This is a genomic window from Exilibacterium tricleocarpae (genome assembly GCF_007004655.1).
Lineage (GTDB): Bacteria > Pseudomonadota > Gammaproteobacteria > Pseudomonadales > Cellvibrionaceae > Exilibacterium > Exilibacterium tricleocarpae.
The window spans coordinates 15,298-36,993 of sequence record NZ_ML660107.1 but is presented as its reverse complement, the minus strand read 5'-3'; the positions used below and the strand labels follow the sequence as shown (position 1 = coordinate 36,993).

The window sequence follows — 21,696 nt, the reverse complement described above, 5'->3', positions numbered from 1 at the left end:
AACAGGCCGCAAGAGCACTACCCTAAACGGCATCATTCTAAACCAGCAGTAACGAGAGACTTTCCATGAGTTTTGCCTCCCTGGGCTTATCCGCCCCTATTCTCGATGCCGTAGCCGAGCAGGGTTACGAGGCTCCCTCGCCGATTCAGGCCCAGGCTATCCCGGCGGTAATCGGGGGCAGAGACGTGATGGCGGCGGCCCAGACCGGCACCGGCAAAACCGCGGGTTTTACGCTCCCCATTTTAGAGCGTCTCACCGGCGGCGAGCGCGCCCGGGCCAATCAGGTGCGCGCCCTGGTGCTGACCCCCACCCGGGAGCTGGCAGCCCAGGTCGAAGACAGTGTATCGACCTATGGTAAACACCTGCCGCTGCGCTCGGCGGTGGTCTTCGGCGGGGTGAAGATCAATCCGCAAATGCTGAAACTGCGCAAGGGCGTCGATGTGCTGGTGGCGACGCCGGGCCGGCTGTTGGACCTGCACGGCCAAAACGCCGTGAAGTTCAAGCAATTGGAAGTGCTGGTGTTGGACGAGGCCGACCGCATGTTGGATATGGGCTTTATCCACGATATCCGCAGAATTCTCGCGCTGTTGCCCGAACGGCGCCAGAACCTGATGTTTTCGGCGACCTTCTCCGACGCCATTCGCGGTCTTGCCAAGGGGCTGGTGAACAACCCGGTTGAGATTTCCGTGACCCCGCGCAATGCCGCGGCCAAAACGGTGAAACAGTGGATTTGCCCCGTCGACAAAAAACAAAAATCGGCCTTGCTTACCCAACTGATCCAGGACAATCGCTGGGATCAGGTCCTGGTTTTCACCCGCACCAAACACGGCGCCAATCGCCTGACCCGCCACCTCGAGGCCCGCCAGCTCAAAGCGGCGGCGATTCACGGTAACAAGAGTCAGGGCGCGCGAACCAAGGCGCTGGCCGGGTTTAAAAGCGGCGCCATCCGTATTCTGGTCGCGACCGATATAGCGGCCCGGGGCCTGGATATCGATCAGTTACCCCAGGTGGTCAATTTCGATTTACCCACGGTGCCGGAGGACTATGTCCACCGTATCGGCCGCACCGGCAGGGCGGGGGCCAGTGGGGAGGCGATATCGCTGGTCAGTGCCGATGAATTCAAACAGCTCGCGGATATCGAGCGTCTGACCAAACAGGTGCTGCAGCGTAAACCGATTGACGGTTTTGAGCCGCTGCATGCACTGCCGCCCTCGCGTCCTCTGCACACCCCGGCGCACACCAAGAGGTCGAAACCGGCCAAAGCCGGACATCGGGACGGCCAGCGCAGCGGCGCCAATGCCGGCGGTCGCCGATCCCGTAACAGGCGATAGCGCTGCCTTAACTACATTTCCCTGCGCTTGGCGAGCGGATTTTCAGGCCGCCGAGTCGGCAGTTTCCACCTCTTGATGGATGGACCTGACCAGTTCGTCCGGCAATCGCAGGTTGGCTGCCAGTTGGTTGAGATAGCCTGCCGATGCCGGTTGGGTCTGGTCGATCGCCATGGTGGCGGCGGCGTAAACCTCGATACCGGTTTCCGCGTTGGGAACCAATTTCACCAGTGCATGGAGCGACAGCGGATGGCGCAGTTCATCAAACAGAGCCGCCTTGTCGGCGGTGGACAGGTTCATCTGCTCAACCTGTTCAAAAATACGTTCCTTCTCCGCTGCATCGATATGGCCGTCGGCATAGGCCGCCGAGATCATCGCCCGCAACAGCAGCATCTGGCTGGTGTTGCCCGGGTCGTCTGCCGCTGCGGCAACGAACCGCTCGTGGGGGATGGCAGCGCGGGTGGTGTCGAAGGCGGGGTCAATGCGGGTGTCGGCGCCTGCGGGTGCCGGCGACTGGGCGGCGGTATTGCGCTGTGAATAGGCCTGGTAAGCTTTCCACGCCACCCCCCCGACGGCTGCCAGCGCGCCGACTTTCAATACCGATTTGCCGACTTTCCGGCCTTTCTTGCTGGTCAGGGCCCCGCCCAGGGCACCGCCGGCCAGACCGCCGGCGAGGCCGGACAGCAAGCCGCTTTGGCTGAGGCCTTTGATGATTTGATTTAAATCTTTCATAGCTGCGTTTCCTCGTCTCAGACCGATTGTCGGGATTGGTGAATGAAAAGAAAAACTGATTATTCCTGTGGAATACTTCGAATTTGCCGATGGTGGCGGCGCAGGCACCCGCACCTGTGCCGGGCGTGCGACAGCCGCCGGCGGTCGGTTGCAATAACCGGTGCCACCGCTCACAATAGTGCGCAGTTGTGATTTTAGCGGCGGGCGTCGCGCCGCTCACCGTGACGAGAAACCGCGATGATTCAGAGTATCACTCAGCGCCTGTTTGCCGACACCCCACAAGACACCCTCTATCACTACACCTCGTTCGCGGGGCTGTTGGGTATTGTCGGCGGCGGTGAGCTGCGGGCCAGTGATATCCGTTATATGAACGACTCGGCGGAGCTGAGGCATACCCTGGATTTAATGCGCAGTCATATCACCGAACGCATGGCGGCGGGTACCGACAACCCCGGTTTGTTGAATCGCCTGCTCGAGTGGCTGTCGCACCGGATTGTCAGCGGTCCCATGTTGTTTTGCGCCTCCTTTCGTGCCAACGGCAATTTGCTGAGTCAGTGGCGGGGCTATGCGGTGCACGGCAAAGGGGTGAGTTTGGGTTTCGATCCGTTTCATATTCGCGAGTGTGTCGAAGCCCAGGCTTTCCAGGTCGCTAAGTGTCTCTACGAACCGCGCCGCCAGAATGCGTTGATCGAACAGATCGTCGACGCGGTGGAAGCCCGGCCGCAGCCGGCGCACAATGATGCTGCCGGCGGCGGTCGCGGCGCGCGACCCTGTCGCGATGTGTTTGAGGATATTGAAGGCGATCTGTTGCGCATTGCCGCCATTTTAAAACACCCGTCGTTTGAAGAGGAGCAGGAGTGGCGACTGGTCTCGCCGGTGGTTGCCAGTTGCGAGAACGAGCCCATTCACTTTCGCGAGGGCGCCTCCATGCTGGTGCCTTACTACGCTTTCGACCTGACCCGCAACGGCACTCGAAATTTGCTGCTCGATCACGTCTACCTGGGGCCAACCAGCAATATCGATCTATCCATGAACTCGCTGGCGCTGTACCTTACCAAACGGGGCGTGCGGCCCCGGCGCGGCATCGACTATTGCCAGATACCCTACCGGCAGCGGTAACAACTGAAATTGGCCAGCCTTCCCATCGGGCTCACAGTCTGAACCCGGTGGAAAGACTGGCGCATGTCGTTAGCTGATGGAGCGCATTGTTAACTGCCGGGGCCCATCGTTAACTGCCAGAGCGCTCATTAACGGCCGGAGCGCATCATTAACTGCTAGAGCGCATCATTAATAGGACCGCTGACGATTTGCATACCCGGGTCTTCGTTGTTGTAGTTGTTTTCCGGTTCCAGATCGCGTATCACCTCGTTGCCGTCAATCCAGCGCGCCAGAAATGCGTCCATGTTATTGAAGCCGTCGGGACACTTCCAGGTTTGGGTAAAGGGAAACTCGAAGTATTCGTACCAGCGTTTCTTGCGGATACTGGGACAGGAGTGACTGCCGATAAAGGTGATAATGGTCGAGCAATGGGAATCGTTGATGGGCCGCTGCCAGGGTATATGGTAGCTGAAATTTGCGTGCTGGTTCATCTCGGCGATCAGGTTGGCCTGGTCTTCCCGCCACATAGCCAAAATGTCTGCGGTGGTGCTGCCCGGAAAGAAGCGCTCGTAGGAAAAGCGGGAAAAGTTGAAGTCGCTCGAGTAGCCGGTGTAAGCCAACTGGTCGTTGGGGAACTCTGTGGCGATCATGTCGGTGGCGCTGCCGAAGTCGTTGATATCAAAGCTGGCCGGCAGGGTCGATAAGACGTCGTCCAGTCCCCAGGCGACGCGAATGGTCTCGTGCAACTGGCGCGATTTGAAGCTGGCGTCGGGTGCGGGGAACAGCGGTCCGGTGTCATTGAGCATATAGCCCGCGCTCGGTTTCAGCGTGCGCTCGGCGAAATAGTAACCGGCCCCCGCGGCGATACCGCCGGCACTGAAGCCGGTGACCAGGAGTTTGTTGATGGAGGGAAACCGTACCGCCAGCCAGTCCAGCGCCTCGATAGTGTTGTGGTAGCCCATATGCCGAAACGTGATGGGCGGATTGACCCCGGTCGGGTCCTCGTAGACCTGGACGGAATTCCCGGTGTGGACATCGCCGGTGCAGTAGGGCATGTAGACGACATCCCAACCCTTGGTGGTTATGTCTTTTTTCGGGCGTGTCGGCAGGCCGGGATCGGCGCCGTTGACCAGTGGCGAGACGTACTGGGCTTTAAACTGGGTAATGTAGTCGTCCGCCAGGCCGTTGGGGTTGGCGGCACCGAGCAGGCCCAGCGCACCACTGCAGCCCTCATAATCCCAACAGGCACCGCCGCCCTCGAACAGAATCAGCAGATCGCTGCTGGCGGGCGAATCGTGGACCCAGAACTTGTACTGCGAGCCGTCGCTGCAGACAGTGCCGGGAATTTCGACCCTCTCCCAGGCGTAGTTGTTACCGCCGTCAACAACATCTTCGATACCCACTGACCATGCCGCCGGCGCTAACCACGCCGCCAGCAAGCCAAGCAAAAGGGCTTTGCTCCGATAAGGGAAGTTTTTACTCATAACCGCTCACCTTCTTATTGAATGTTTTTATATAGGTCGATTCCGGCTGCCCGGGTCGATACCGGGCCGGATGCGGAATCGACATCATTTGCGTGAAGCAGATGGATAACATCACCGCAGTCGCGATGTGTCCTGTGTATTTTAGAAATCCGTCAGTATTTGCTGATTGACTGGCGTAACGAATGGCACTGCCTTAAGTAAATATGTGCTAATTGATCGGTCTGACACTGACTGGGGCTTTCAGAAACACGGGCCAGGCGCCCCCTCGATGAACCCGTCCCTGGGGGACTCGCCTAGAGCGCCTACTTTTGGTCTCGACAGCATCCCTGCTGTAACCTATATTTTCGATGGGCCGATGGTGGCGCTATTCCCTCAAACCAGCCCCACCTTGCTGTCTGTCACGGGAGAGGGTTACGGGGTAAGCATACCGGCACATTGTCGCTACAAGCACCGCCATCAGCGCCAGCCAGGCGGGCCAGGGTCCGAGTTGGGCATACACGGTGCTCACGTGCCCGGGGTAGACATCGGCGGACAGATTCTCCCGGGTAAAGAGTCCGGTTTGCGCGATTACGCGCCCGCTCGGGTCGACTACCGCACTGACGCCGCTGGTGGTGGAGCGGATCAGCCACAGCCGGTGTTCAATCGCTCGCAGGCGGGCAAAGGCGAGGTGAATCCAGGGTTCCTGGGTATCGCCGAACCAGGTGTCGCTGGCCAGGGTGACCAGCAGTTGCGGGCGTGCCCGCCGCACCATCGCGCGCACGAACTCCGGCTCGATGACTTCGTAGCAGATGGGGGTGACTATGGCCGTGCTGCCCAGATGCAGAGCCGGTGTGGTGGTGCCGGCCCGGAACGACTGGGTATGGGGGAAAATACGTTCGACATCGCCCAACACGTCGCTAAAAGGTACAAATTCCGCCAGGGGTATAAGGAGATTCTTGTCGTAAGTCTCCTCAATCTTACCGGCGGCGGTGATCAGGAACGCCGAGTTGGCGCTGTGGCGTTGACCGTCCTGCTCCCAGACGGAAGTGCCGCCGAACAGCAGCGGCACCGGTAAATCTTCTCGAATCGTCTGCGCGTCCACCGGCAGCGGGCGTCTGATCGCGCGCCCATAGGCCGTCTCCGGCCAGATCACCAAATCCAGCGGTGTTTTGCCGAGCAGCTCCCGGGTTTGTTGCAGGTGGCGTCGATGTCCCTCGATGGCCAGCCGGCGTTTGTCCAGCCCTCCCAGGTTGGCCTGGATGACGCCGACCCGCAGCGCCGCCGTTGTCGTATCCGACGGGTGCATGCGCACCAGGCCGTAAAACACAACGGCGCCGATCAACAGCCCGGTGGCGAGGGTGGGCCGCAGCAACGCCATGTCGGCGCCGCGCAGGCGTTTCCACAGCCGGTAACAATAGACATTGATCAGTGCCACCAGCGCCGTGAGCAACAGCGGCCCGCCGAGATCGGCCACCTGCGCCAGTGGCAGCGTTTGAATCAGGGCGGCGCCGGCAAAGCTCGGGAACAGCTGCGGTTGCAACCATTCCAGCAACAGCAGCGGCGCCGGGCCCGCCACCACCATTGGCCAACCCAATATGCGCATGCGCCAGACCAGCAGCGCATAAACACAGAAGCCGAAGGCGAACCAGGCACCATAGGCAATCCACAGCGCGATACCGAACAGGCGGTTGCCCTCGAAAAAGACCTCGATAAGCTTCAGCAGCCACGGAAAGCCGCTGCCAAATGCCGCCAGGCCGAAGATGAACCCCGCCAGGCCGGCGCGGCCGGGGTGTGCTGTTGTAGAGTTATCGAGGGCACACCACAGGGGTACGAGAAAGATAAAGATCAACGGCCACACGCCGAAGCCGACGTGCCCGAGCGCATAGAGCACACCGCCGGCGGCGGCCGTCAGACAGAGGCGGTGCAAACTGTATCGGTCGTGCAGGTTGTACGGCTGCTGCGAAGGGGTCACAGTATCGCTGGGCTTACGGCGACCGGGTACCGGCATTCAGTGCCGGCAACAGTTCGCGACACCCCGGTTTGTGTACAGCCCGGGTGTAGACCGTGCGGCCCTCCTGGTCGGTCAGGGTCGGGTCAGCGCCGCGATCGAGCAGCAGTTTTATCATGTCGGTTTGGCCCCTGGCGCAGACCGACATCAGGGGGGTGTCGAGAAATTTATCCCGGGCGTTGACATCGGCGCCCGCTGCGATCAGCGCGGCGGCGGTGTCGGGATGATTGTTGGTGGCGGCGTAGTGGAGCGGCGTGCGGCCGCGTTTATCCGGGTGATCGATACGCACACCGGCAGCGGCCAGGTACTTGATCAGCGCCAGGCTGCCGTTGGCCGCCGCGTGGGACAGTGGTGTGCGTCCGCCGGCGTCGGCACTGTCAATTTCACCGCCGCGTGCCTGCAGGTGCCGCACCAGGTCCACAGAACCGGTGTGACGCGCTGCCAGCAACAGCGGCGAACGCTGCAGCTCATCTTTGGTATTCACATCGACGCCGAGTTCCAGGGCTCGCTCTATTGTCCGCAGGTCGCCCTCACGGGCCGCTTTCAACAGCCGCTGTTCGCGGGTAAACGGTTGCGGCAGGCGGGGTTCGCCGACACCGATCAGGCGATTTTTATGCGCGGGGGATGAGTCCGGCTGTGGTTGTTGTGGCGCAGTATCGGCGGCGATCGCACCGGCGGCAATAAGCAGCAGGGTTGATATAACAAGTGATAAACGACAGGCAGGGTTTAGCTTCATAGATACTGCTTCCGAAAAATAGCAGGCCCACTGTGTGGGCCCTTTTTTATGGAAAGGTTTATGGACAGGCGATTACAGGGCGTCGTTGATCGGACCGCTGATAATCTGCATACCCGGGTCTTCGTTGTTGTAATTGTTCTCCGGTTCTATATCGCGTATCACCTCGTTGCCGTCAATCCAGCGATCCAGAAACGCCTCCATGCTGTCGAGGCCTTCGGGACATTTCCAGGACTGGGTAAACGGAAACTCAAAGTACTCGTACCAGCGTTTCTTGCGGATACTGGGGCAGACGTGACTGCCGACAAAAGTGATGATCGTCGAGCAATGGGAGTCGTTGATGGGCCGCTGCCAGGGAATGTGATAGCTGAAGTTTGCGCGCTGGTCCATCTCGCCGACCAGGTTGGCTTGGTCTTCGCGCCACATGTCGAGAATGTCCGCCTGGGTGCTGCCCGGAAAGAAACGCTCATAGGAAAAGCGCGAGAAGTTAAAGTCGCTGGAATAGGCGGTATAAGCCAGTTGGTCGTTGGGAAACTCGATCGACACCATGGCGGTGGCGCTGCCGAAATCATTGATGTCAAAGCTGGCCGGCAGCGTCGACAGGACATCGTCCAACCCCCAGGCCACCCGAATGGTGTCGTGTAACTGGCGCGACTTGAAGCTGGCGTTGGGCGCCGGGAACAGCGGCCCGGAGTCGTTCAGCATATAGCCGGCAGTCGGGTTCAGCGTGCGTTTGGCAAAGTAATAACCCGCTGCCGAGGCAACACCGCCGGCACTGAAACCGGTGACCAGGAGTTTATTGATGGAGGGAAACCGCGCCGCCAGCCAGTCCAGCGCCTCGATGGTGTTGTGGTAACCCATATGGCGAAATGTGATGGGCGGATTGGCGCCGGTGGGGTCCTCGTAGGTCCTGACCATATTGCCGGTATGTACATCGCCCGTACAGTAGGGCATGTAAACGACATCCCAACCGTTGGTGGCGATGGGGCTTTTAGGCCGAAACGGCAGGCCGGGGTCGGCGCCATTGACCAGCGGCGAAACGAACCGCGCTTTGAACTGGGTGATGTAATCGTCCGGCAGACCGTTGGGGTTGGCCGCGCCGAGAATACCCAGTGCACCGCTGCAGCTCTCGTAGTCCCAGCAGGCGCCGCCGCCTTCAAACAGGATCAACAGATTGTTGGACGGCGCATCGTGCACCCAGAATTTGTATTGCGAACCGTCGCTGCAAACGGTGCCGGGAATTTCCACCTTCTCCCAGGCATAGTCATTGCCGCCATCGACAACATCTTCGATACCGATTGAAAATGCCGCTGGTGAAAAGCATATTGGCACAAAAGCCGCTAACAGACTCTTCGTGAGTATGCCTGTACCGGTTTTTGCGGTGTCTTTTTTATTACTTTTTATACTGCAGAAAAATCGTTTCATCATCATCGCCCACCTTTTTTGTCCGTTATGTTGAGGTCGATTCCGTCCCTGGTGCTTGGCACTGTTTTTATCTAACTGTTTTTTGTAACTGCGCGGGATGCATACGAAAACGGTAGTGCCAGAACGAAACCAACGCGTTGTCGTGTAAAGCTTGGCGATAACACCAGATTTGCCGCAATCTGTCCTGTGGATTTCAGAAATCCGTCAGTATAGGCCCCTCTATTCAGTCTATATTCAGCGCCGAGATTCAGTTTTTATCAGGTCTCGAGTCGCTGAATTCCGCCTCGCCCGCCAGCCAGGCGTCGCGGGCCTGCTGATGGGCTTCGCGGCGTTCGAGCGCGACGGCGAGATCCCGCGGCAACTGTTCGAGGCGGGCCAGGTGCAGAGTTCTGGCCAATTCCAGCAACCGCAAGTCCCGCTCCGGCAGCACTTGCCCGTAGTTTTCGATCATATGGGTGGTGAATTCCACATGGTCCGTGGAGAGGCGATTGCGCCATTGATAGTAATCGCGCACTTCGGCTTCGGTACCCGTGTTGGAGAGCACCTTGCCGTACATCTGCTCCCAGTGGGCGCGGGTCTGAGCGCGTTTGTCGAGAATAAACGGGTCCTCGGTGGGTGCCGACAGCTCCCAGTACAGGTTGTCCGGCAACTGGCGCTGCACCGCTTCGAGGTCCACCTTGGCCCAGGCCCAGGCCGGGTCATCGGCGCCGAACATTTCCTCGATCAGGCTCATCGGGGTATCGGTCTGCAGGGCTACGCCGGAGGCCGCCGGCGGCGCGGCGCCGGAAACCTCCTCGAGGTCGCTCGCCGTCGCCACTGCGCCGTCTGTGGCTGAGTCGCCGGCGTCGTAGTAGGGGCCGTGGCGTTCGGCGATAAACCAAAAGCCCACCGCGGCTGCAGCCGCCAGCAGGCTGATTGTCAACAATATAGTATTTTTTCTTATCAACATGGCGGTTGTCCCGGGCTGAATCGCAGCAATGGCCGACGCGCTTCGATAACATACCCGCTCTGCCGGCAAAGGTCCAACCGGGTCGTTATCAAAGCCGCCCGCGCACCCTAGTGTGAAAATAACGGCAGCCGCTACCGGATTTTAAAAAAAACTATTACTATTTGCAGCCGGGTAACCCGCCGATAGTCATATATTCTCTGTGGGTATATGTTCCGGTATCCACCGCCTGTAACCGGCCCGGCTTTGCGATATGTTTTTCCTATGAGCAACCTGATTTTCATAGATGTAGAGGCAAGCGGCCTGGATATTGACTCCTACCCGATTGAGATCGCCCTGCGTCTCAACGGCGCCACCCACAGTTGGCTGATAAGGCCCGAGGCCGGGTGGCGGCACTGGTGCAAAAATGCTGAGGCTCTGCATGGTTTGCCGCGACAACAACTGGTTGAGACGGGTCTCGATGCCCGTGTTGTCGCCGCTGAAATCAATGCCCTGCTGGCATCCACCGATGGTCTGGTATACAGCGACGCGGCACCCTGGGACGCCCACTGGGTCTCGGTCCTGTTCGACGGCGCGCAGCTACCTGCGTGCTTTGCGATTTTGCCGATACAGGATTTGCTCGACAGCGGGCAAGAGAGCCGTTTCTTCACCTGTCTGGAGCGCCTGTTCGAGGCCGATAGTCGCCGCCGCCACCGGGCCGGCACCGATGTCGAGCTGATCGCGAGAGCCTATTCGATGGTGGGTCGTGCGATGTGATTGCAACCGAGTACTGTTTCCCCTTTTTATCACAGAGTCATTCATCCGTAAGTATCATTTTATTACTAAGGAAAAACTATGAAATATCTTTTGTTGTTGACAGCGTTTTTAGCAATGCAGGCCGGTGTGGTCCAGGCCGACTATGAGGCGACTGAGAAAAAACTGCAGGCGGCCATGAGTGCGGAGGTGCGCTCAGAGCGGGAGCGGGCGCGTGACCGCAACCGCAGACCCGTGGAGACGCTGGCGTTTTTCGGCCTGCGCGACAATATGAAAGTCGTCGAACTGATTCCCGGCGGCGGCTGGTATACCAAATTGCTGGCGCCGGTATTGGCTGACCGGGGGGAGTTGATTGTCGCACTGGGCACCGACCGGGTGGAAAAAAATGTATTGACCCAACCGGGGTTTGAGAAAGTGACGGTGACGGGCAAAGGTTCCGAATTGTATCGCCCGGAGGGCTCGCGCTTTTATGAGCTGAAAGTGGCGGGGTTTAACGTCAAGCGGGCGGATATGGTATTGACGTTCCGCAACTACCACAACTTCAACGAAGCCGGCCGCCGCGCGATGAATAAACTGGCCTATGACGCGCTGAAAAAAGGCGGTATTTACGGCGTGGTTGATCACACCCAGCGGCATATGGAACCGGACAACCCGGAAAACCGCCGCCGCATCGATCCGGTGCTGACGATAAAAGAAATCCAGGAGGCCGGTTTTGAACTGGTGGACTTTTCCGACCTGCACTACCGCCCTGACGACGAATTGCGCTACGAAGTGGGCCGTCGCTCTGTAACCGGCAACAGCGACCGTTTTACGTTGATGTTTAAAAAGAAGTAACGCGCGCGGGGAGTTAACCGTAACACGCGTTCAGTGACTCACCAGCGGCACTGCGCCGCCGCTGGTGGCAGCTTTGTCGCTGCCTGCGGCGGCGGCCAGCGCCGCATCGAATTCGCTGCCGTCTTCAGATGCCAGGGCGGCCTGACAAAGCGCTTCGACAGTGCTGGCGGCGACCCGCCCACCACTGCGTTCCACCAACTGCATAATGGCATTGAAACGCGTCAGGCCCCGGGCGTGAGTGTCACCGTAACCTTTGAGTAAACGCTGAGCCTCTGCGAGGCGCAGCGCCAGCGCGTAATTGTCGGCGGCGGTAGTGACGATACGCTCGAGCCAAGCCTCGATTGCGGCGTTCTCTACGCTATAGCGATAGGTAAACCGGCGCAGTCGACGCAGGCACGAGAGCGTGTACAACAGCAGGTAACCGCCGAGTTTGCCGGTGTGCACCCTGCGCCCTTTGGCAAACAGGCCGGACAGGCGCCGGCGCAGGCGCGGCGAGTCGAGAATAAAAGCACCGAGCCGGCGCGGCAGGCTGTCGCACACCTCTTCCAGGCGCGGATGCAGATACTCCACCGGATAAACAAATTGACCCGCCTCGGCCTTGACTTCCCGGCGTATACGCTCGAAGCGCTCGCGGCGCACCTTCTGGTCGGCGACGCGAATGGTGTCCTGAAAAGCCATCCACAAGGCGAGGTGGCGGGCCACAGCCCGGGTCAGCAGATGATTGCCGCTCGGGCCTCGGTTGGGGTGATCCCTGTTTTGGCTTGAATCGTTTGCGACTGTATTTTCCGCAGCCGCACTTTCTTTAGTTTTACTGTTTGCAATTGCACTTTTGGTCACTGCATTTTCAGAGGTTGTAGCATCTGTAGCGGCAGGGGGTGCGGCTGGGTTCTCCTTGGCGAAAACCCTTTCCAGACGGTCGAGATAAAGCTGCGCGTAGTCAAAATCCTGGTAATCGACAAGTTGCCGGATGCCTTCGCAAATCAGACCCTGGCAATTTTCCGGAAAGTTTTTTCGCACCCGCTCCAGCAGGCGCTGGCCGGCGGCGGTGGCCGCTTTAGCGGGAACGACCAATTCGTCATCGGGCGCCGGTGTCGGGTCGGGCAGGTTCTGTTGCGCGCGCCGGTAGGCGGCGTCAAACGCGGCCAGATTGGTGGCCACGGCGATGCCGCCGGCGCGAATGGCCGCCTCGAATCCGTCTCTCGCAAACGGCAGCGCGCCGGTGCCGGCCAGGGCGCCGAATAACACCGAGCTGATAACCGAACTGTTTTCCCGGGCCAGTTGCTCCATATCGAACGCCACGCAGGACTTTGCTGCCTGCCGCACCGCCTCGAGAATCTTGGCGCCGTCGGCCAGGCCGTTGCCCAGTTGCTGCTTTTCGGCCACGGTATAGGCGCGGTGGGTGGTGGCGATCAGCGTGGTTTTATCCGGCGTGACAAAGCCCCGCTGCACGGCGCGGCCGGCTTCGACCAGTTCGGCCGCAATCAGAATATCCACATCGCCGGGGATCGGCGTCATCCCCAACACCGGCTGCCGGCCGACCCGTTCGACTTCGGTCTCGGGAAAGATTTCCAGGTAATAAATGGTGGCGCCGGTGCGCTGGGCGACACCGGGGACTGACGTCGACTGGGCCACATAACCCTGGCTGGTGGCCAGGTCGCGAATCCAGTCGGCCAGCACGCCACCGCCCTGTCCGCCCATGGCGGAGATGGCGATTTTGGTCGGTTGAATCTGTGACTTAAGCATGGTCTTCCAATTTCAGCATAAACTTCGCTGCCAATCGCGTGTACAGGCCGGGCGCAACTGCGATTAAAATGCGTATCTTTTCAGACGCCGATCGATACGGTTTTGCAACCACCCGATGACTTTGCCGCGCAGGTTGCCGAGCAGCCGATCCCAGGGCGTCGGGTTAAAAATAATGTCGGTCTTGGCAAAGGACGGGCACAATACTGCCGTGTGGGCGTTTTCACCGCAGAGGCCGCAGCCGACGCAATCGTTGTCCACATAGGCCACCGGGTCCGACTTGAGCGGGTTGGGGTTTTCTCTCACTGTCAGCGAGGGGCAGCCCGACAGGCGAATACAGGCGTGATCGCCGGTGCAGGTATCGCCGTCGACAAAAAACCGGGTGCGCACAACGCGCTTGCCGGTTTTAATGTGATTGCGCACTATGGGTTTTTCGCGCCGCTGCTTGTTCAGCATACACTCGTTTTGCGCGATCACCACCTTGGGGCCTTCCGTGGCTGTGGTCATGGCCTCGTGCAGCGTCTCTTTCACCGTTGCGACATCGTAGGTATCGACGGTTTTCACCCAGTTGACGCCCACCCCGCGCACCGCGTTTTCAATCGAATGCTGGGTGGAACGGTGGTCGACATCGGCCCTGGAAGACAAAATGTCCTGACCGCCGGTTGCCGCCGAGTAGTTGTTATCGACGATCAAGACCACATCGTCACTGCGATTGAACACCGCATTGCCGATACCGCTGGTAAGGCCGTTGTGCCAGAAGCCGCCGTCGCCCATCACACTGATATTGCGTTTGGCGGCCTTGCGGTTAAACGCCGAGCCGCCGGCCGCACCCAGGCCGTAGCCCATGGTGGTGTTGCCGAGATTAAAAGGCGGCAGAATCGAAAACACGTGGCAGCCGATATCGCAACTCATATGGATATCACCGATTTTCCGTTGCAGTTGCTTGATGGCGCTGAAGATCGGCCGTTCCGGACAGCCCACACAAAACCCGACGGGGCGCGGCGGTACCTCCTCCTCCAGTTGTTTGAGGGGAATGCGATTGGCCGCCGCGGCTGTGGCTTCGGGATCGAAGATGGCTACCGCATCTGTCGACTGTGACGATGCGGATGCCGGTGCGATTAATTCCGGCGCCACGGCGGCGAGAAATTTACCGATCCCCTGCCTCAAAACATCGCCGTGGTACTCGCCGTAGACCGGCAGCATGTCCTTGCCGCACAGGCGCGTTTGTACATCGGCCCGGCGCAGCATATGGCCGATCGCCTGTTCGATATAGTTCGGTTGACCTTCCTCTATTAACAGCACCGCCTCTTTGCCGATGCAGAAATCGATAATTTCGGTGTCGATATAGGGATAGGTGACATTCATGATGTAGAGGGGCAGGCGGCAGGTGCCGAAGCTGTCGGCCAGTCCCAGCAGGTTGAGTGCGCGGATAACGGTGTTGTAGAGACCGCCCTGTAGAATCAGGCCGACCGAGGCAATATCCCCCTCCACAAATTCGTTCAGCCGCTGCTCCCGGATATACTCGATCGCCGCCGGCAGGCGCGCCTCGATTTTTTCTTTCTCGTGCAGAAAGCTCGACGGCGGCAGCACTATACGGCTGGTGTCGCGCACCGGCGCCTCTTTCGCCTCGGCGACGCTCAGGCGCGGGCGCCGGTTGTCTTTTGCCACAAAGCTGCCGTGCACATGGCAGGCGCGAATGCGCAGCTCCAGCATCACCGGCGTGTGGCTGGCTTCGGAGAGTTCAAAACCTTTTTCGACAAAGTCGGTGATTGTCGGCAGGTCCGGGCGCGGGTCCAGCAGCCACATTTGCGATTTCATGGCAAAGGCGTGGGTGCGCTCCTGCATGATACTGGAGCCCTCGCCGTAATCCTCACCGATAATCACCAGTGCGCCGCCGGTGACGCCGCCGGAGGCGAGGTTGGCGAGGGCGTCGGAGGCGACGTTGGTGCCGGCGGTGGACTTCCAGGCCACCGCGCCGCGCAGGGGATAATTGACCGACGCCGCCAGCATTGCCGCCGCCGTGGCCTCGCTGCCGTTGGATTCAAAGTGGACATCGAGGTCTTCGAGAATATCGCGCGCGTCGTTCAGCACATCCATCAGATGGGAAATAGGGGCGCCCTGGTAGCCTCCGACATAGGCGACCCCCGCCTGCAGCAGTGCTTTGGTGACCCCGAGAATGCCTTCCACATGCAGGGGCTCGCCGGCGCCTTTGCGCAGTATCTGGACCTCTTTTTTAAACGATCTCTCTGCCATTACCGTCTCCGGGCCTGTGCGCCGATTGCTGCTGCACCGGCGGCTACTGTGTCGGTTCGATATCCTCGACAACATCCTTGTTGTCGAGCGTTTCTGAAAACTCTTCCGGAGTCAGGTCTGCCCTCGATAGTCTTAATCACGATCGATAGAGGCAGTGTGGGGTCGATAAATTGTGCCTGTCCTTTTAAGTGTTTCAATAAATTGTGCCTGTCCTTTTAAGTGTTTTAAGTAGAGCATTGGGGTTTCTGTAGTATTGCTCTAGTGCCAGGACTTCAGTATTTCCGTGCGGGTACCAGGGCCAGTACGCGCGCCGGACTGCCGGAACCGTTCTTGATTTTCAGCGGCGGCGCTATCAGCAGCGCACCGGTCGGCGGCAACTGGTCCAGGTTGCACAGGCTTGCCAGGCCGCACTTGTTGGCGCCGTGCATCAAGTTGTGACACGGGAACATCGGGTCCTGGGTCGGTGCGATACCGGCATCGGTGCCGACGGTTTCGACACCGACGCCGATCACATTGCGTTCGCGGGCCAGGAATTCCACCGTGGCCGGCGCCCAGCCCGGTGTGTGGCCGCCGTCTTCGCGTATATTGAGGTAATCGGCATTATCCGTTTTTTTCGACCAGTCGGTGCGGTACAGCACCCAGGCGCCGGGGGTGATTTCACCGTGGGTCTTTTCCCAGGCTTTAATAAAATCGACGCTCATTAAAAAGTCCGGGTCCGCCGCCGCTTCGGCAACGGCATCGATGACAAAGGCGGGCGCGACGAACCTGTCGGCTGGCAGCGTATCCGTGGCGTGGTTCTCGTGGTCTTTGCCGGTTACCCAGTGAATGGGAGCGTCGAAGTGCGTGCCTGTGTGTTCGCCGCATTTGATATTGTTCCAGTACCAGGCGGGGCCGCGGTCATCGTACTTTGAAATCTCTTCCATACTGAACGGCCAGGATTCGCCCCAGCCCATCTCCGGCGGCAACTGTAACACCGGCGTCTCGGGTTCGAGCGTGCGGGTCAGGTCGACGACTTTGATGCCGCCCGAAACCAGCAGGCTGGCCAGTTCTGCAATGACATCGCTTGGTGACATAGGTTTTCCCTCTTCTTGACAGAGTTATGGTTGTGCCTCTGCGGGTGTAGCGGCGATAAATGCCGCCATACGCCGGCGCAGGGGTGGGGGGATTTCCAGACTGCGGTGTTGTCCTGAGTGGGCAACATAGACCAGCACATGGGTGCCGCGCAAGACGGCGGCGGTGTTGTGGAAGGCTGCGATATTGACCGTGCAGGAACTTTTTCCCAGCGCGGCCACCGACAGTTCAAAATCCAGCACATCGCCCATCCGGCAGGTGCGTATAAACTGGCATTCGATATTTACCGTCGGCAGGCCTTCATTGCGCTCGCCGAGCATATGGGGGAACGACCAGTCCAGTGCCTGTGCCAGCCAGTCCTCCACCACCCCATTGATCATCTCGAAATAGCGGGGGTAGAAGACAATGCCCGCCGGATCGCAGTCGGCGAACCGCACTTTGACCGCGGTTTTGAAGATTTCGCCGGATGGTTTATCTGGTGTTTGATCGGGCATAGTCGTGAGATCTTATTAGCGGCTATGGCATATGGCAATCGATGCCGGTAGCTGCATAGGGTAATACTCAAACCTGTCGTTCAAAAGGACACAACACTATCCTTTTTGTGCGGATAGGGATCGGATTTCCATAATTCACTATTTATTACTAACCGATCTATCGAATTAAGTTGATATGGTGGTTATATATAACTGAGGTCAATGGCGCGAATGGTGCTCGCTTCAGGTGTTTACTCTTGGTGGTACTTACAGGGGATTTGCATGAATTTACCGATCCCTGTCCCAATCGTATTGGTTTTGATTAAGGATACTGCGGGTAAGTTTGCCTCTGGAAAGGGTTCAGAAACTCTCGACAGCAGGGATGCTGTCGTGACCACCAAACTAGCCCTGGTTTTGGTATGACTCCGGAGTTACTTATTACACTAGGGGGCATCAAAGTGGCTCTCTGATGGAGGGAACTTAGGCAAATAGATAGAATATGAGATGAGTGCGGCTCGGAAAGCATAAAGGCTGGTACGATGAAATACATAAACGGGGTCGATACCGAATTGAGGTATGACGAAATGTCACCTCCAGACAGGATTCCCGATAGATATTCGAAAAAGGCAAACGAATACGACAAAAGTTAAATGAGGCTGAAAAATCACCTCCGGATGTTCGAGAAAAGCGAAAAGAAGAGTTGGAGAAAATAAAGAAAGAGCTCGACCAGCACCGAAAAGATGCAGAAATCTACGCAGATATTCAGGTGCAACTCGATGTTTATCGAGCAACGGGTCGAGACGCCACGCAGGGATCACGATTTGAAGTTGCGAAAAAGCAAAAAATTTCACGCCAGATTAGATGCTGTTGGCATAACTTTCGTATCGGTGACACCTTACTCAACATGTAAGCATCAAAGGATTGCTCTATATAGAAATCTATGCAACTCTCAGAGCTTATTTCCCGACCGATAAAATCACATGTCTGAAGCGCGACAGCTAGCTCTTGACCCCCGATTCGAAGGCCGGCACTCATCGATAGTGCAAAGAGAGAATGCCAACCTGGTCGATCCCGACCAGACTACTGGCTACGATGTCTATATTACCCCTCATGCAGAGTTGACCATGCAGTACCTGGTCGGCAGTGAACGGGAATTAGACACTGTTAAAGAGGCAATAATGAAGCTCTCATCTCTGCCGAGATCTCTGGATAGTTTTCAACGCCGAGATGGAATCGATATATTTGCCACCAGGCTTGGTTTACAGGGTAAGTATCAAATTGAATATGGCGTGCATTCAGGTGCGGTAACCCTTTATTCTTTCGCGCTTGCCGGAGCGGCTTTGATAGCTCAGCACAAATCAGAGAAGCCTCAGCTGTACCACATTAAAAAGACCAAGGGCGCCTGGGCCATTGATGTGAATAATCCACCTAAAACTCAGGAAGTAAAGACACAACATGCAGCTGTCAATGGACAGAGTAACGATTTACAAAAAGCAGCCTGGTTAATGGCCGCCCACCTGGAAAAACGTTACGGGGAGATACAGGAGTACACCTTATACCATAACCCCACCCACTACATGCTGGGAGGTAAGGGAGATACGTGGGAGTCTTTTAGAGACAAGCTGGGAATTACAACGGCTGTCACCAGAAAGTTCGTTGACATATTGGATCGAGCGCAGGAGAAAGGAGATGAGATTAAATGGGTGGCTCACAGCCAAGGCAGTGTGATATTTGCGGAGGCTGTCCGGGTATATGAAAAACGGAAACAGCGAAAAGGCTCGAAATTCCCCACCCTCGATAAGCATTCGGTGGCTTTCAACGGCTGTGCGATCAATATAGCCCACAATCATAACCGTTTAACCAGAATGGGAGTCAGATACACTGTTCACAATGCTCCGGATGATATGGTTGCGCAAATTATCGGCTTAAACTCAGTAACGCTATTGCTCAAAGGCTCTCGCGGCAGGGTAGTCGGTATAGAAAAATTCAAGCGTTCAGTCAACAAGCGCAAAAGTGTTACCGATGGCACGACCACAGAGAGTCCTCATACTTTACCCCACGGTGGTTCCCGGGACCGCGAGCTGAAACTTCAGCACGGCTTGCAACGCCCAAGCAAAGAGATACAATCAACCCATGATGCCTCTGTCAAAAAGCTTGGAGAAGGGTTCTTTAATAAGCCAAGTTTCTTTAATTTCCGGGGATGCCGTAAAAGGTAGAGAAGTTTACTAAATGCTCTTTTTTCTAGCAAAGTATGTTGACAAACGCTTGCCGGTCGTAAAAACCCTTGCCAGTGATATCCGGTTGGAGCTGTCGGGAAATCAGTTTACGTTAAAAATACCGGCATCAAATAGCGAAAATCGAGATTCCCAGTCAGCGATTCAGCGTAGTATTGACCTGTTTAACGCCGCAAACTGGGGTGGTTCGGCCAGCATCGAGTTATTTTCCAGAAGCTGGAAATATCACCAGGGTTTTAACCTGCTGGATAAAGGTTACGGCGATTTACTTCTGTCAATCCAGGTAAGGAAGTGCGAAGCTGGCGCCAGTAATATGTTTAATTACCAGCAGCTTGCCCAGGAAATCACTTCTCAATACGACAAACGCTATGCCTGTGAAAACCAAAAGGCTGACGCTACCGCAGTCGTATCCAGCCATATCCCGATAGATGAATTCTATGGTTACCCGAACAGCCTCAATCGATTTTATCGCAGGGATATCAACAGTCTTCCGTGGTTACTGCACAATGTAGTGGGAAAGGAAACTCATACGGTATATTCTCTGCCAATTACTGATAGATATTTTCTTTGGGTTGACTTCCATTACCAACCGTTTAAGTTTCGAGGCGCCTGGGAGTTATGTGAAACAGCCGGTGCAGAAAATGATGTGAAAGCAATCATCGAAACGTTCAAATTTTCTTACGCAGTGCCACCGGAAAAAGGCATATTAAATCTTAAATCAATAAGTTCGAAGTGATTTCTACATAACTCAGTTTCTCCCGGGACAGACAATATAGAGTCGCGCTTGTGTTGATGTAAAGGCCTTTAAAAAATCAGGAGGCCATTTAAGGTATTTTCCTAAGACCAACAGGGACGCCTGCAACTTAGCAACTTAAGCGATTAAAAATTGACTGGTTCTCTAACAAGCCAGAACTGAAATGCACACACTAAGTTGCTAAGTTGCTAAGTTGCTAAGTTGCTAAGTTGCTAAGTTGCAGGCGTCCCTGTTGGTCTATTGGTAATTCCCTCTTGCACTATTTTACTTCTTTACCAGAGCTGCTGGTGCCGTTAAAGGCCTATGCCGAAAATAGTTTAGGCTGTCCAGTGAGGGCTGTGCTTTAGTCTATTGTTTATATGCGTTCTTGGCGATTACTGCACATCAAGTATGGGATTTATCCGAATAGGTGTGCCGGTTGGTCTATGTTGATTACGTCTCATACTACAGATAGTCGCCGGCGAGTTGTCCATTGGAGGAGCCTTTAAATTGCTGAATGTCATCTGTGATTTCGTAAAAATCTGATTTGTCCTCAACAAAAATATGGCCAATGGTTTTTAAATTTGTCGGTCTATCAAGAGAGCCTGCTATGATACCCATGGCATCCTGCTCAATGTGATCCCAGAATAACCCCGATCCACAGTCCCGGCAAAATCCCCGTCGTGCGGTATCCGATATAGTGTACCAGCTTAAACCTTTGTCGCTAATAATGGTAATCTTTGACTTTAAAGCTTTTGAATGCGATCCAAAGTTGCCGTTTAGCCTGGTGCATTGGCCGCAATGGCAATTAACGACATCCCGCAGCGGGCCTCTTACTTCATACCTAACGGCACCACAAAAGCAGCTACCAGAGGTAACCTTAGATTCTTCATTAGTCATGACAATTCTCCAGTAATATATGGTGCCACTGTAATTTATCGGGTGAAACAACGCGTAACAAGGCAAAATTGGCATTTTTGTTATGCCCCAGCAAACTAAAATTGTCGATAAACATGATGAGTGCCATGCCTCAATAGTTGGATGTTTTTTTCATAGCGTGCATTTATCGATTCGGTAGGTTTCATTGAGGGCGTGTTGTCGGCGGCCAAACAGTCGCAACAAGGTGGGGCAGAAATCCTCAAGGTAGCTGTCCAGCAACGGAAAAGAAAAATATCGGTAGGAAAAGATACTCCAGCACCACGATCAATCGCTGAGTCGGTACACAATACCAAGTCGGTAGTGGATATTGAGAAACGCATGCCGTGGAATATTAAAGCGGAGCAAGTCAGGAAACTGTTTGATCGCTGCTCACGTCCCTGACCCTGGCATATCTATGGCTTGATGAATAACCTGTAGATTTCGCACCGTCTACACATAAAAATAAGAATCGAGAAAATAACAGGGCTATTATTGATTTAGCCAAATTTTAGTCACTTTCATATAACCAGATTGAGTGCCCCACATCTGGAATGTTACCGGCTTTGCCATGCTCTGAGCGGTTAGTAGTGTTGAATACAAGTAATTGGCGTAATCTGTATTTTCAGATATTTGATAAGCGGCCGCGTTATATCGAGAAAGACCCTGTATCCCAACATTGATAGGCTGGTCCTGATCCATTAGCGTATCAAAATACACCAGTATCAGGCCGCTACTGTTAATGTACAGCTTTTTTACTGCGCCGGTGTAGTTGCAATAGGGGACTCCACTTGATGTGTGACATGTTGGTGCGCCGGCATAAGCCGGCAATTGAAACAAGGTTGCTACCAATGTGATAGTTAGTAAATTTTTTTTCATGACTTTGCTCTTTTTTAATTGATGATTTTAGAAAAATATCTAATTTTTATGGCACACTCTCATAAAGAAACACGCTTT

At 56.2% G+C, this 21,696-nt stretch carries 18 protein-coding genes; 6 read left to right on the top strand and 12 right to left on the bottom strand.

Annotation, left to right across the window (positions count from 1 at the left end; all coding sequences use genetic code 11):
• The first annotated feature begins 65 nt into the window (after positions 1–65).
• On the top strand, positions 66–1,331 hold the full coding sequence (locus FKG94_RS23885; protein ID WP_142929474.1) for a DEAD/DEAH box helicase: 1,266 nt from the start codon (positions 66–68) through the stop codon (positions 1,329–1,331).
• A 42-nt stretch (positions 1,332–1,373) separates the two neighbouring features.
• Here FKG94_RS23885 and FKG94_RS23880 read toward each other — a convergent pair whose 3' ends face one another.
• On the bottom strand, positions 1,374–2,060 hold the full coding sequence (locus FKG94_RS23880) for a tellurite resistance TerB family protein (protein ID WP_142929473.1): 687 nt from the start codon (positions 2,058–2,060) through the stop codon (positions 1,374–1,376).
• Between the two features lie 237 nt (positions 2,061–2,297).
• Here FKG94_RS23880 and FKG94_RS23875 point away from each other — a divergent pair, with 237 nt between their 5' ends.
• Positions 2,298–3,179: a DUF2971 domain-containing protein gene (locus FKG94_RS23875; protein WP_142929472.1), complete on the top strand. Its 882-nt coding sequence runs from the start codon at positions 2,298–2,300 to the stop codon at positions 3,177–3,179.
• 155 nt (positions 3,180–3,334) lie between these two features.
• On the opposite strand, the gene FKG94_RS23870 is transcribed toward FKG94_RS23875, so the two are convergent.
• The 5 genes from FKG94_RS23870 to FKG94_RS23850 all read right to left on the bottom strand — a co-directional run bounded on the left by FKG94_RS23870 (position 3,335) and on the right by FKG94_RS23850 (position 9,736).
• Entirely contained in the window at positions 3,335–4,642 is a 1,308-nt protein-coding gene (locus tag FKG94_RS23870; RefSeq protein ID WP_142929471.1) for a pectin acetylesterase-family hydrolase, read from the bottom strand.
• Between the two features lie 364 nt (positions 4,643–5,006).
• The gene (gene lnt, locus FKG94_RS23865) at positions 5,007–6,593 is read right to left on the bottom strand and encodes an apolipoprotein N-acyltransferase (RefSeq protein ID WP_179957790.1); all 1,587 of its coding nucleotides are present in this window, start codon (positions 6,591–6,593) and stop codon (positions 5,007–5,009) included.
• Between the two features lie 13 nt (positions 6,594–6,606).
• Positions 6,607–7,365: an ankyrin repeat domain-containing protein gene (locus FKG94_RS23860; protein WP_142929469.1), complete on the bottom strand. Its 759-nt coding sequence runs from the start codon at positions 7,363–7,365 to the stop codon at positions 6,607–6,609.
• Between the two features lie 72 nt (positions 7,366–7,437).
• Positions 7,438–8,793, bottom strand: a complete 1,356-nt coding sequence (locus FKG94_RS23855; protein ID WP_179957789.1) for a hypothetical protein — start codon at positions 8,791–8,793, stop codon at positions 7,438–7,440.
• Between the two features lie 241 nt (positions 8,794–9,034).
• Positions 9,035–9,736, bottom strand: a complete 702-nt coding sequence (locus tag FKG94_RS23850; RefSeq protein ID WP_142929468.1) for a hypothetical protein — start codon at positions 9,734–9,736, stop codon at positions 9,035–9,037.
• 261 nt (positions 9,737–9,997) lie between these two features.
• Here FKG94_RS23850 and FKG94_RS23845 point away from each other — a divergent pair, with 261 nt between their 5' ends.
• Complete coding sequence (locus FKG94_RS23845) at positions 9,998–10,489, top strand: 3'-5' exonuclease family protein (protein WP_142929467.1); 492 nt, start codon at positions 9,998–10,000, stop codon at positions 10,487–10,489.
• 78 nt (positions 10,490–10,567) lie between these two features.
• Complete coding sequence (locus tag FKG94_RS23840) at positions 10,568–11,320, top strand: class I SAM-dependent methyltransferase (protein ID WP_142929466.1); 753 nt, start codon at positions 10,568–10,570, stop codon at positions 11,318–11,320.
• A 30-nt stretch (positions 11,321–11,350) separates the two neighbouring features.
• Here FKG94_RS23840 and FKG94_RS23835 read toward each other — a convergent pair whose 3' ends face one another.
• From FKG94_RS23835 to FKG94_RS23820, 4 genes are all read right to left on the bottom strand, one after another.
• Positions 11,351–13,063, bottom strand: coding sequence for an indolepyruvate oxidoreductase subunit beta family protein (locus tag FKG94_RS23835; protein WP_142929465.1), 1,713 nt, complete (start codon positions 13,061–13,063; stop codon positions 11,351–11,353).
• A 63-nt stretch (positions 13,064–13,126) separates the two neighbouring features.
• On the bottom strand, positions 13,127–15,313 hold the full coding sequence (locus FKG94_RS23830; protein WP_142929464.1) for a ferredoxin family protein: 2,187 nt from the start codon (positions 15,311–15,313) through the stop codon (positions 13,127–13,129).
• Positions 15,314–15,585: 272 nt separating this feature from the next.
• Positions 15,586–16,386 carry a cyclase family protein gene (locus FKG94_RS23825; RefSeq protein WP_142929463.1) on the bottom strand — a complete coding sequence of 267 codons (801 nt, stop codon included), beginning with the start codon at positions 16,384–16,386 and terminating at the stop codon, positions 15,586–15,588.
• 24 nt (positions 16,387–16,410) lie between these two features.
• Positions 16,411–16,878 carry an acyl-CoA thioesterase gene (locus tag FKG94_RS23820; protein WP_142929462.1) on the bottom strand — a complete coding sequence of 156 codons (468 nt, stop codon included), beginning with the start codon at positions 16,876–16,878 and terminating at the stop codon, positions 16,411–16,413.
• A gap of 959 nt (positions 16,879–17,837) precedes the next feature.
• Here FKG94_RS23820 and FKG94_RS23815 point away from each other — a divergent pair.
• Positions 17,838–19,073 carry a hypothetical protein gene (locus FKG94_RS23815; RefSeq protein ID WP_142929461.1) on the top strand — a complete coding sequence of 412 codons (1,236 nt, stop codon included), beginning with the start codon at positions 17,838–17,840 and terminating at the stop codon, positions 19,071–19,073.
• Between the two features lie 13 nt (positions 19,074–19,086).
• Positions 19,087–19,827 carry a hypothetical protein gene (locus FKG94_RS23810; RefSeq protein WP_142929460.1) on the top strand — a complete coding sequence of 247 codons (741 nt, stop codon included), beginning with the start codon at positions 19,087–19,089 and terminating at the stop codon, positions 19,825–19,827.
• Between the two features lie 462 nt (positions 19,828–20,289).
• Here FKG94_RS23810 and FKG94_RS23805 read toward each other — a convergent pair whose 3' ends face one another.
• Together FKG94_RS23805 and FKG94_RS23800 are read right to left on the bottom strand one after the other, a co-directional pair.
• Complete coding sequence (locus FKG94_RS23805; protein ID WP_142929459.1) at positions 20,290–20,724, bottom strand: GFA family protein; 435 nt, start codon at positions 20,722–20,724, stop codon at positions 20,290–20,292.
• A 507-nt stretch (positions 20,725–21,231) separates the two neighbouring features.
• Positions 21,232–21,618 (bottom strand): hypothetical protein, encoded by a 387-nt coding sequence (locus FKG94_RS23800; RefSeq protein ID WP_142929458.1) that lies wholly within the window; start codon positions 21,616–21,618, stop codon positions 21,232–21,234.
• Positions 21,619–21,696 lie beyond the last annotated feature (78 nt).